Source organism: Coleofasciculus sp. FACHB-712 (assembly GCF_014695635.1).
Lineage (GTDB): Bacteria > Cyanobacteriota > Cyanobacteriia > Cyanobacteriales > FACHB-T130 > FACHB-T130.
Genome location: NZ_JACJOQ010000051.1, coordinates 1 through 12,658, shown reverse-complemented (window position 1 = coordinate 12,658; position 12,658 = coordinate 1). Strand labels below are relative to the sequence as shown.

The 12,658-nt window shown below is 47.4% G+C and carries 6 protein-coding genes; 3 read left to right on the top strand and 3 right to left on the bottom strand.

Features of this window, described 5'->3' with window-relative positions; all coding sequences use genetic code 11:
- Positions 1-355 precede the first annotated feature (355 nt).
- Positions 356-877 (top strand): hypothetical protein, encoded by a 522-nt coding sequence (locus H6F50_RS01035; protein WP_190425345.1) that lies wholly within the window; start codon positions 356-358, stop codon positions 875-877.
- A 404-nt stretch (positions 878-1,281) separates the two neighbouring features.
- Positions 1,282-1,734: an FxLYD domain-containing protein gene (locus H6F50_RS01030; protein WP_190425343.1), complete on the top strand. Its 453-nt coding sequence runs from the start codon at positions 1,282-1,284 to the stop codon at positions 1,732-1,734.
- Positions 1,735-2,342: 608 nt separating this feature from the next.
- On the opposite strand, the gene H6F50_RS01025 is transcribed toward H6F50_RS01030, so the two are convergent.
- Positions 2,343-2,576 carry a hypothetical protein gene (locus H6F50_RS01025; RefSeq protein ID WP_190425340.1) on the bottom strand — a complete coding sequence of 78 codons (234 nt, stop codon included), beginning with the start codon at positions 2,574-2,576 and terminating at the stop codon, positions 2,343-2,345.
- Between H6F50_RS01025 and H6F50_RS01020 the strand changes: the two genes are divergently transcribed.
- A complete protein-coding gene (locus H6F50_RS01020; protein WP_190425337.1) occupies positions 2,575-10,059 on the top strand; it encodes an AAA family ATPase in 7,485 nt (2,494 codons plus the stop codon). The two genes, H6F50_RS01025 and H6F50_RS01020, sit on opposite strands and share 2 nt — an antisense overlap.
- On the opposite strand, the gene H6F50_RS01015 is transcribed toward H6F50_RS01020, so the two are convergent.
- Both H6F50_RS01015 and H6F50_RS01010 read right to left on the bottom strand, forming a co-directional pair.
- Positions 10,060-10,350, bottom strand: a complete 291-nt coding sequence (locus tag H6F50_RS01015) for a DUF4242 domain-containing protein (protein ID WP_190410329.1) — start codon at positions 10,348-10,350, stop codon at positions 10,060-10,062.
- 79 nt (positions 10,351-10,429) lie between these two features.
- The coding region (locus H6F50_RS01010; RefSeq protein ID WP_190425334.1) for an AAA family ATPase at positions 10,430-12,658 on the bottom strand (2,229 nt) is incomplete at its 5' end.

Genomic DNA, 12,658 nt, shown 5'->3' with positions numbered 1-12,658 from the left:
CTCACTTGATGATGTCTACTTTCTTTATAAATTCTTTTGAGAATCCTTTGAGTTTCTCGGCTTAAATCTCTAATAAATCTCATAAGTCTCTTGTTTTCTTGACTTTTGTTTTAGCTTATTCTACTTTTTATTATGTGTAATTTATTTTACATAAGCACTTATAGAATTTGCGAGTTACCAAAAAGATTGTTATCGGGCATCTTCGCTTTAACACGAGCGCCAGTGATTTGAGTCACAAAAATGTAAGTTTCCGATCGCATTTAATTGAACGCTTTGCGAACGCTGCTTTGAATAACTTGGTATTTAGTTGAAGCAATTCACTAATTAACAACGCAAATACCAAGGAGCAACTTCTATGATGTCCAACATGAAACGTGTAAAAGTAGCGATCGCATTTTCTGCCACTCTATTATCCACTGCTGCCATTCCCACCGCAGCATTAGCTGGAGATAATAAAGTCTACGCTGGAAGTATGTGTCAGCCTGAGACTTCCGCTTCTAATCAGCAATTTAGTCGTGCAGCTGGACAGTTTTCAGTTCAAGGTACCACATCCATTAACCTACATTGTCCTGTTGTTCGGGACATTACATCAGGGACTGAAAATGGCAGCGCAGGACCTCTTGCTTTTGTGCATGTATTCAGCAGAAACGCTCAGTCTACAACCCTACAGTGCGAGCTGCGGGCTAACCAGCCGAACTCTCTAAGTTTTCAATTCCAGAAATTAACAATCGCACTTAGCGGTGGTGCTACAGGTACTCCGAAGAAGCATGTGTTCAACTTCACGGGACCTGTAGCTCAAACTGCTAACGGAGCTTATGAGGTTGTTTGCTCACTACCACCAGGTACGGGAGTTGCGAGTTACTCCATTGCTGAGTAACTGGGTACAATTTGCGAGTCGATTTCCAATGCTCTAATACCATTTTGTTTTCTGTTTGCAACATATAGACTTCTTGCCCCCCGATAAATTGGGGGGCTGGAAGGATCGCTAATGTAGCACCTCACTAGCACCTCACAACCCAAATGAGATAACTAGCAACCTGGGTTAGCAAGGCATTGGAATTTTCTCAACTGCCTTAGCCAAGAGATTACTTTTTATTCCCTCACTATGGCTAGGGTTTTAACACCGGGCGAGCCAATACTGGGTGTTTGAAAAAGCCCAACACTCAAGCTCTGAACTTAGAATTTAGCCTTGAATACTGCCTTGAATTAAATTCAGACTCATCCCTCAAATCTGTTAAGACAGATTGAAATTTTGTTATGTTTTTACCAACTGTTAACACTATGCAAAAAACCCTTACTTTAACAATTTCCTTCTGGATTGCTTCGATTTTCTTCGGCAATCATCAATCTTCTGGCAATTCATGGATTACCAATTTACAAGCTGTGAGGGCGTCAGCTTCTGAGATTGATATGCCCTTTTGCTATATGCAGACATCGGATGGCAGAACTTTAGACCTCACCCAACTATGCGGTGAGAAACCTCAAGTCATCATCGCAGACCAAACATCTGATGGGGATATTCTGACGGGTCGCATCATTAACGGAACCCAAAAAACAGTTCATTCGATTGAAGTCACCTATAACGTTGTTGGATTAGATGGCAAGGTGATTAAAAGTAGTTCTGTCAATGCAGAACCCTCCACGCTAAATCCAGGACAAAGCGGCTCTTTCAAAGTTCACACGATTATCGGTGATGGCAAATTGAGAGCAACATCTGTTAATTGGAAAGAGTAACAAGAATGGTGGTGTGCAAATGAAACCACGCAGTTATTTAAACTCAGCGATTGATTGGGTTGAAAACAACAATGCAGGCAAAACTCAGAAATCAGAAAATTTCTGATAGGTTTGCTCTAAAAGTAGTCAATAAGCAAGGGATAGTAAAACTAAATGGTCTGGACGCAGATATCAGCGATCGCTTTTTCGGGTATTCTCTGAATCCAAGACTTTACTTTTACTGATTCCGTTGTTGCTGTGGTGCAACTGTTACTAAGAGGGTAGTCCAGTTGCACTTTCTTCCCCAAGCCATCAAAGAGTTAAGCGATCGCATAAGCACCACCAATATCAGAAGACTCTCTAGGAGGTAGGGTAAACCTACGGAATGGAGGGTCTTATCGTTATCTCCTAGTGGTTGTCTAAATGGGGATGACTGTTATTGTGCATTCTGTAGCTCAGAACTAGGAAAATCTCTCGTAGTCAGTACTTAAGCTTGTCGCAGATAGCGTCAGGAGGCTGGTCTTGTCAAGAGAGCCGAAATGATGACTAAATACTTACAGGAGAATGGTCAGTAGTTTGTCAGCTTTCAAGCATCGAATTTTTCAATTTTTTATGCCATCTTGGGGTAATTACAGATGAGCTAACCGATAGGTCGGCGCTAGGCTAACGCCTCGCTTCGCTGTTTTCATGCCCAAAGGGGTGTACGCGATCGCAGCAGGATTCCATCTGCATATTGCCAAGCCTGGAGAATCGGAAAAACTGGTTGAAGCGATTGCTACTCTAGTTAAATCTAGCAGATGAGTCTGAAGCACCATTGGCCTCTGACTATTCTGACGAAGCACGGCTATAGGATCTGTTGACATGACCTTGAAGTTACCCGGATTTACGATTGTCACTTTGCTCAAAGAAGGGATAAAAGCCGTCCTATACCGTGGAATCAGAGTCGAAGATCGGCGTCCGGTGATTATTAAAGGGCTACGTCCAGAGTGCTGTACGCCCAACAATATTGAGCAACTCAGACATGAGTATGCGATCGCCCAACGGTTGAACACCCCCGGAGCAGTTAAAGCCTACGCCTTAGAGGTGCATTGGGGCATTCCTTATCTGATTTTGGAGGATTTTGGCGGGCGATCGCTCGATCGGCTTCTAGAAGACTTTCGGGAGCCGATTCCGTTTTTAAAAATTGCCATTCAAATCAGCAATGCGATCGCCCAAATTCACAGCCATAGCATTGTCCATAAAAATATTAAGCCGCAGAACATTCTCATTAATCTGGAAACGCATCAGGTCAAAATCGCTGACTTCGGGATCGCTGCTTTTATCCCCTACGAACAGCAAATGGTCAGCAGTTCCAGCCAGATTGCAGGCAGTTTGGCTTATCTGTCGCCAGAGCAAACTGGGCGAATGAATCGCGGGATTGACCATCGCAGCGATTTATATTCCTTGGGAGTCACCTTCTATGAAATGCTGACCCGTCAGCTACCGTTTCAGGGCAAAGACCCTTTAGAGTGGGTGCATTGTCATATTGCCCAATCGCCGCCACCACTCACAAAGGTAAGACCGGAGATTGGGCGATCGCTATCTGACATCATCATGAAACTGCTCTCAAAGGTTGCAGAAGATCGCTACCAGAGTGCTTTGGGTTTGCAGTTCGATCTGGAACGATGCCTAAAACAGTTGGAGACAATTGGACAAATTCAATCTTTCCCTTTAGGCGAACAAGATATCTCAGAGCGGTTTCAAATTCCCCAAAAATTGTATGGGCGAGAGCGAGAAATTGCACAGCTTTTACAAGCATTTGAGCGAGTTGTTAGCCAAGGTACGCCAGAACTTATATTCGTCGCTGGATATGCTGGGATTGGTAAATCTTCTCTCGTGAACGAGATCCAAAAACCCATCGTAAGAGAACGTGGGATTTTTATCTCTGGTAAGTTCGATCAGTACAAACGAGATATTCCTTATTCCACCCTTGTTCAAGCTTTTCAGACCCTCGTTCGGCAAATTTTGACGGAACCTGAAGATAAACTTGCCACTTGGAGAAAGCGAATCCAAGCCGCATTCGGGAACAATGGCAGACTGATTACCGATGTGATTCCAGAAGTTGAACTCATCGTCGGCGAACAACCTCCTGTACCAGACTTGGGACCCGCTGAATCCCAAAATCGATTCAATCTGGTGTTTCAAAACTTTATCAGTATCTTTGCTCAAAAAGAGCATCCACTGGCTGTCTTTTTGGATGATATGCAGTGGGCAGACAGCGCCACTCTGAATTTGATTCAAACTATCACCACGGGATCAAATCTCCAGCATCTTTGCTTTATTCTGGCTTTTCGAGATAATGAAGTCGATTTGCTCCATCCCTTCAGTCTGATGATGGAGCAGATTCGTCAAGGTGGGGCAAAAATAACCGAAATTTTTCTCACTCCTCTCAACCTTGCTTATGTGAATCAGCTCATTGCTGAAACCCTAAATTGTGAGCCGGAATCGTCAGAATCTCTTGCAAAATTAATCATTCAGAAAACCGATGGTAATCCTTTTTTTGTCAACGAGTTTCTCAAAACGCTGTACCAAGAAAATCTGCTGACGTTCGATCGCAACCATCGCGTCTGGCAATGGGATCAAGCCCAAATTGAAGCCCAAGGCATTACGGATAATATTGTCAATCTGATGATTGGGCGGATGCAAAAACTGCCGCCCGAAACTCAACAGTTGCTCAAGTTAGCTTCCTGTATCGGGAATCGTTTTGATTTAGAAGTTTTAGCAATCGTCGGTGAAATATCTCCTCAGCAAACAGCCAACACACTTTTGGAAGCGGTTCTGAGAGGATTCATCATCCCAACAGAGGCAACTGAAAGCATTGAGAAAAGCTATCGCTTTTACCACGATCGCATTCAACAAGCTGCCTATGCCTTGATCGATGGTGAACAAAAGCAAGCGGTTCACCTCACGATTGGGCGACTTTTACTTAAAAGTTTCAATTCTGCTCAACTGGAAGAACAGATTTTTGATTTAGTGAATCAACTTAATCTAGCTGTTGGTTTGATTACTGAGCGGACAGAAAAAAACGAATTAATTCGCCTAAATCTAATTGCTGCTAAGAAGGCAAAAGCCTCCACTGCGTACACACCTGCGAAAAGAATGCTTGCTGTCGCTGCAAATCTTTTAAATAAAGATTCTTGGTTTGACCATTATGAACAAACATTTACTCTAGTTAAAGAACGAGCTGAATGCGAATTTTTAACGGGTAATTTAGAGGAGGCGGAAGCTCTATTTAAGCTTCTATTTATCAAAGCCAAATCTTATATAGACAAAGCGAATATTTATATACTTCAGCTCAGACTTTATCAAGTTGCAGGTAGGTATGAGGAGGCGCTAGCACTCGGATTAGAAGCTTTAAAAATTTTTGGGGTGACTTTCCCGGATTCAGAGGAGCAAGTGCAGGTTGCGATCGCTATCGAAAAAAGCCAGGTATTGGCAAATTTAGGTGACAGACAAGTCTCCGATCTACTCAACGCCCCAACGCTCCAAGATCCAAATCTTAAGACACTCATCGGTCTGCTGACAACTGTAGGGCCGCCTGCTTATCTCGGCAGACCAAGTATTTTTCCGCTAGTTGTACTCAAAGCAGTCAATTATTCCCTGAAGTATGGTAATACGGAAGATTCCTGTTTTGCTTATAGTATGTATGCGATGTTGTTGGTTTCTATATTCCGTGATATTCCGACAGGCTACGCATTTTCCGAGATGACGATTCAACTAAATGAGAAGTTGAATGACCCGAAACTCAGAGGAACAGTTCTGCACATTCATGGCAGTCATATCAACGTTTGGCGGAACCATATTTCTACCGATATTCCATTTTTAGAGCGAGGCTTTATCGGTTGTGTGGAAGCAGGTGATGTGACGATGGCTAACTACAACGGCTATCAAGGCTCTTGGCAGATTATTCAGGTAGGAAGTCCACTTCCCGAAACGTATAATTTAATTCAAAAGTACGTTAACTTTGCCCAGCAATCTAAGCATGAGGCTGCCTATCAGACGATTAGATTGCAGCAGCAGTTTCTCCTAAATTTACGCGGACTCACCTACCAAAAGCTGACCCTAAGTGATGATAGTTTCGATGAATCGCACGCCTTTTCCATCCTTACGGATGCAGGCTTCGTCAGTGGAATTATCTTTTATCACATCATCAAATTAATTTTGTTTTTCACCTACGAACAGTATGAGGAGGCGCTGAATTCTGCCTTACAAGTGTCCGTGTTTCCAGTTACAACCCTGGCATTACCAATCGAAACCGATTATGTTCTGTATCACTCGCTGACCTTGGCGGCTCTTTATCCAACTGCATCTTGTGAAGATCGGGAAGGGTTTTTAGAAACCTTGGAAATGCATCAGCGACAATTACAGGATTGGGCGAGCCACTGCCCCGCTAACTTCTTACACAAGTCTCAATTAGTGGCGGCGGAGATAGCTCGAATTGAGGGTCGGGACATGGAAGCAATGCGCCTGTATGAGCAATCAATTCGCTGTGCCCGCGAGCAGAAATTTGTGCATTATGAAGCCTTGGCGTATGAGTTAGCAGCTAAGTTTTACTTAGATCGGGAGTTTGAAGCGATCGCTAAAACTTATCTGCAAGAAGCCAGGAATGCCTATCGGCGCTGGGAGGCGCTCGGCAAGGTCAAGCAGCTTGAACAGCTCTATCCGACCATATTGCCGCAACCGTTGCCGCAACAGCCGCCTGCCTCCAACGAAACGTTTTTAAGCACGGGGGAGCAACTTGACTTTCTATCGGTTGTTAAGGCGTCTCAAACTATTTCCAGCGAAATTGTCTTCTCTCGACTTTTGAAGACATTGATGCAGATTGCGCTTGAGCAAGCAGGAGCCGAACTGGGTTATTTGCTGCTTTTTCACGAGCAGAATCTAGTGATAGAAGTCGAAGCGAAAATAAATTCCCAAGCAGAAAAACTTAATGTTTTTCGACCTGAATTGGCGGGTGAAATTGCATTGCCTCAGTCAGTGCTGAATTATGTGCAGCGAACTCAATCAACTGTGATTTTGCCCGATGCCACAGAGCAGAATCTATTTTCGGAAGACGAGTATGTGATTCAAAAGCAACCGAAGTCTGTACTTTGCTTACCAATCGCCCGTCAGTCAAACTTGCTGGGAATTTTATATTTAGAAAACAACTTTATCCCAGGCGCTTTTACACACGACAAGCTTTCCGTGCTGGAAATTTTAGCAGCTCAAATTGCCATTTCCCTGGAGAATGCTCGTCTCTATCAAGGGTTAGCACAAAGTCAAGAACAACTTAACCTAGCGTTGAAATCCGCCCAAATCGGTGTTTGGAGTTGGGATATTCTCAACGATCGGTTTGACTGGGATGAGCAGGTTTATCAACTATTTGGAGTCACTCCTGCAACGTTTGTTGCCACCTCAGAAGCCGTGTTGGCTCGTCTGCACCCAGAGGATCGGGAATCGCTCGCCCAATCTTTGAGCCGAGCGATTCACGAAGGCGTGGAACACGATCTGGAATATCGAATTATCCGGGATGACGGCAGCATTCGCTACGCTGCTTGCCGGGGAAGAGCCTTTTTCAACGAAGCGGGCACAGCGACTCGCATGAGTGGTGTTGTAATTGACATCACGGAGCGCAAACAAACTGAAGAATCTCTGCTGATTTCTAAGGCTGCTTTGGAGCAAATGCCCGATGCTGTTGTGTTAACCGATCTGGAGGGAAATATTCAACGCTGGCTGGGCAACGCGGAGCAGATTTTCGGCTATACGGCGTCCGAAGCGATCGCTAAACCCCTGAATTTCTTACATCACCCTGACATTGCAGCAACGATGACCGCCCAAATGATCCAGTCTATTCAGGAAACCGGAGGATTTTGTGGTGAAGTTCCCTGTGTGAGAAAAGATCGGTCGAAAGTGTTGATTGAAACAACATCAAAGCTTGTTTACGACAAGGCTGGCAAGCCGCTCTTTTTTGTGGGCATCAACAAAGATATTAGCGATCGCAAACAGGCTGAAGCGGAACGTGCCCAACTGTACGCAGAGCAAACCGCCCGCCAGGAAGCAGAAGCTGACCGACAGCGAGCCGCGTTTTTGGCTCAAGTCAGTGCCACCCTCGCCTCTTCCCTCGATTACGAAAGCACGCTCTCCAGCGTGGCAAACCTAGTTGTGCCCTACTTCGCAGACTGGTGCGGCGTTGACCTCCTGCAAGACAACCAATCAATTAATCGGGTCGCCGTTGCCCACCGAGATCCGGAGAAAGTGAAACTCGCCTGGGAACTCCATCAGCGTTATCCTAGACCGTTGAATGCACCGGAAGGTGTACCAAAGGTGCTGCGTACTGGGCAAACAGAAATGGTGGCGGAAATTTCAGATGCAGTCCTGGCAGAAGCAGTCAAAGATCCAGAACATCTGCGAATTCTGCGGGACCTGGGTTTAAAGTCCTATATTATCTCACCGTTGATGGCACGGGGGCGGATTCTCGGTGCCATTTCGTTTGTCACGGCTGAATCTGCTCATCGTTTTAGCACCGCCGATCTCTCGCTGGCGGAAGATATTGCTCATCGGGCAGCGATCGCTATCGATAATGCCCGCCTCTATCGGGAAGCGCAGCAGGCGCAACAGACGGCGGAGCGGGCAGCAGAGCGAATTGCCCGTCTCCAGTCCATTACCGCTGCCCTTTCAGAATCGCTCACACCCACCCAAGTGTCTGAAGTCATCGTCGAACAGGGCATGGCTGCCTTGGGTGCCAACTATGCTCTAGTGGCATTGCTCAATGAAAGCGGTACTGAACTGGAAATTGTGCGGGCGGTTGGCTATGAAGTGAATCAAATCGATGGCTGGCAACGTTTTTCCATCGATACCGCAGTCCCTCTAGCAGAGGCGGTACGGACTGGGCAACCTGTTTGGGGTGAAACGTCACAAAAACGAGCTGCTCGTTACCCTCACCTGGCTGAAGCCTATAGTCAATTTAACTTTGGGACGTGGGTTTCGATTCCGCTGATGGTAGAGGGTCGGGCAGTTGGAGGCTTGTCTCTGGGCTTTACTGAGCCACAAGAACTTAACGAGGATGACCAAGCTTTTATCTTGGCACTTGCCCAACAATGCGCCCAAGCGATCGCTCGTTCCCATCTCTACGAAGCAGAACGAACCGCGCGAAGTGCGGCGGAAGCGGCAAACCGGGTCAAAGATGAATTCTTAGCCGTTCTCTCTCACGAACTGAGAACGCCGCTTAATCCGATTCTGGGTTGGGCAAAGCTTCTGCGGAGCCGCAAGTTCGATGCTGCAACCAGCGATCGCGCCTTAGAAACTATTGAGCGCAACGCCAAGTTACAAACCCAATTAATTGAAGATTTGCTCGATGTCTCCCGCATCCTGCAAGGGAAGCTGAGCCTCAACGTCTACCCGGTTGACTTGGTATCGACGATTGAAGCCGCAATCGAGACGGTGCGTTTAGCAGCCGAAGCCAAATCTATCCAGATTCAGACCATCCTCGAACCGGGCGTAGGACAGGTTTCCGGTGATGCCAATCGATTGCAGCAAGTCGTTTGGAATCTCCTTGCCAATGCGGTTAAGTTTACTCCGGCTGGGGGACAGGTCGCGATCGCATTAGAGCAGGTCGGATCGCAGGCGCAAATCCGCGTAACTGACACAGGCAAGGGGATTGCACCTGAGTTCTTACCCTATGTCTTTGATTATTTCCGTCAGGAAGATGGTACCACCACCCGAACCTTTGGGGGATTGGGTCTAGGGCTGGCAATCGTCCGCCATCTCGTAGAACTTCACGGCGGCACTGTAAGTGTATCAAGTCCGGGGGAAGGACAAGGTGCAACTTTCCTAATTAAGCTTCCCTGTTTGCAGAATTATAGAGAAAGGCAGTCGGATGAAAAAGACAACCTCTCAGTTCTGACTTTTGACTCCTTACCTTTGTCTGGCTTACAAATTCTCGTGGTGGATGATGATGCAGATATGCGAGAGTTTTTGTGCTTCCTGTTGGAGCAATATGGTGCAACTGTTACCTCCGTAGCCTCAGCCGTTGCAGCGCTGACAACACTAAGCCAATCCCAGCCAAATGTCATCATCAGCGATATTGGAATGCCAGAAATCAATGGCTATATGTTGATGCGAAAGGTGAGGAGTCTGAAACCAGACCAAGGAGGAAACATTCCAGCGATCGCGCTGACTGCCTATGCTGCCGAGATGGATTACCAACAAGCGATCGCCGCAGGATTTCAACAGCACATTCCTAAGCCTGTGGAGCCAGAGGCATTGGTGAGGGCGATCGCATCATTACTGTTTCTTCAACCTGAAAGTGAGACTACAAAGGTTTTTTGATTAAGAGCAATTAGACAGGGTTGATACATTTGATCCAACAGATGGTTCCAAAATATCAACTGTCCAGATCCGGGCGAAGGGTAAGCCCGCTTTCCGAAAGGACTTCCGCACAGTCTCAGCATCAGGTGCCTCAAATTCGCAAATTACTTTAGCGCGATCGCGTGCCATCATTGAGCGAATCCAATGAACATTGTGTGCCCGGTGACAAGGTATTCCGATCTCAAGATCGTGGTTCCACTTCTGTTCGGTGATCGGTGGCTCAAATATCTTTTCTACAAGGACACGAACCATATTTTCCTCCTGATTGATTGAGCAATTTAGGTTTTTAAATACAGGACTTACGCACTGAAAACTTGAAGCCTAGATTCCCCTAACCCCCCGATAAATTGGGAGGAACTGGAAAAGTCTCCTTTTTTAAGGGGGACGCAAGGGGGATCTCTGCGTTAGTCCTCAGATCCTGCGGTAAGCGATTGATGGCAGTTTGGGCACGAACGCTCAAGACGCGAGGGTCAATTTGGTGCTGTAAGCTTTGAAATAGCTCTGCTGCACGCTGATGTTCGCCTAAAGCTAACTTTCCCCGAATTAATGCAGCCCCAGCGAGGGCAATTTCACTGGTATGATCCACAATTTGCGCGGCATGAAGTGCTTCTTGAGCGCGAGCGATCGCTAATTCAACGCGACCCCTTTCCAAATCCCTTGCCGCTGCAAAGCTCAGGATATAAGCTAGCATTCGGTTCGCATCGATCCGACGCAGGGTGGATAATGCTGGCTCAAGTGCTTCTTCAGCGCCTATTTCTCCGATAACATAACGGGCGAGCGAACTCAGGGCAACGGCGAATGGGCCTTCGCTGCCTTCACCACTAATTTTTGTGGCAACTGCTGCCAGTTCTTCGGAGTAAGCGATCGCCATCGTCGGATTGCCCGCTTCCAACTCGGTCATCGCCAGATAAGTTAAACAAGCAGACTCTCGCCAGCGATCCTGTTCCGCTTGCGCCATTCGCCATGCTTGTTCCAAAAGAGAACGCGCCGCCGGGAAATCCGCTGCATGACGGCGCACGCATCCCAGACCACAGGGAATATCGATAATTTCAAGTCCCACTCTCGCGGCAAGCGGCTGTGCTTCTAGCAACAGCGCCTCAGCACGGGGCATCTCGCGTTCGGTTTCGGCGAGGCACCAACCGCTGTGAGCCAGCATTCGGGCGGTAGTTGCCGGACTTGCCAATCGTCCTCGTTTCACTGCTTGGAGGGAGTGTTCGCGAACACCCATGAGATTACCTCGCTCGTAGTTCAGCACGATCAAAGCTTCTAGCGCGATCGCTTCTTCATCCTTCAAACCAAGGGCGCTGGCTTCGGCAATCAGTTGATGCAGGTTATTTTCGAGTTGGGGGATTTGATTTCTGGTAACTCCTGCCAGAACGTAGACTTTTAGCAGCCCGATGTGCAGTCGAACCCGTAAAGTCTTCTCAAGGTTCCGGCAATGCTGAATTCCCCGTTGAGCCAGTTCCGATGCTTCTGAGTACGCGAACTGGCGCAAACAACGTTCGGCGGCTGCTTGGAAAGCTGAGGCGGCTAAGGAATCATGACCGCCTAATGATGCATGATGGGCGACATCGCTGGCTAGGGCGTTGTCAGGAACCGAGAGACGATTCAAAGCCTGGGCAATTTGCAAATGCACTAATTTGCGGCGGGGTTCTGACAACTGGTGATAAGCGACTTTCCGCACAACATCATGAGCAAAGTCATAGCCAGTTTCGTTATTTAATAAAGCTCTAGGACGGATAATCCCCTGCCGCTCCAGTTCTTCCACAGCTACAAGTAATTTAGAGAGGGGATAGTCGGCAACCCGTGCCACGATTGTCGGATTGAAACTTCGTCCCAATGCAGCTGCCCAAGGTAAAAGTTCTCGCGCCGGTTCGTCGAGTTGCCGCAATCGGTCTTGAATCAAGGCTTCCAGATTGTCAGAATAAGCAGTGTCATGCTGGGCTAGGGCACGAGCCACTTCTAGAGCGAATAGGGGATTCCCGCCACTATCCACAAAGACGCGGTTGCCATCAACATCGATATTCACCGAGCGAGTCAGCTGAACCACTTGCGCTTGATTTAATAGTGGCAGTGAGATGGTTTGCACCCGCTCCTCCCGCCGTAGCGCTTGCACCAGCTTACACACAGGCACATTATCTGATAACTCGCGTTGACGAGCAGAGAGGGCAAACCGAACGGAGGAATGACCCAGCAGGCGAATTGCATAATGCAGGAGTGCCGTAGATGCCTCGTCCAGCCACTGAATATCATCTAGGATAATGACGATTCGTTTGCCATTGCTCGAAAGTTGGGAGAGCAGGTTGACTACCGCATCAAATAGCTGAGAGCGATCGCCCGGATCTCTTCTTCCCTCCACTTCTGGAAACAGGGAACTCAGTTCTGCTGGCAATTGCGATCCTGAATCACGAGCGATCGCCCGCAGTGCATCGATCCAGACTCCATACGGTCGCAGCATTTCCGCCTCAAACCCGCGTCCCCAGAGTACGCGACCGTTGCTCGTGACAACGGCAGCAAGTTCTTCCAGCAGGCGCGTCTTCCCAATTCCCGATTCGCCAAC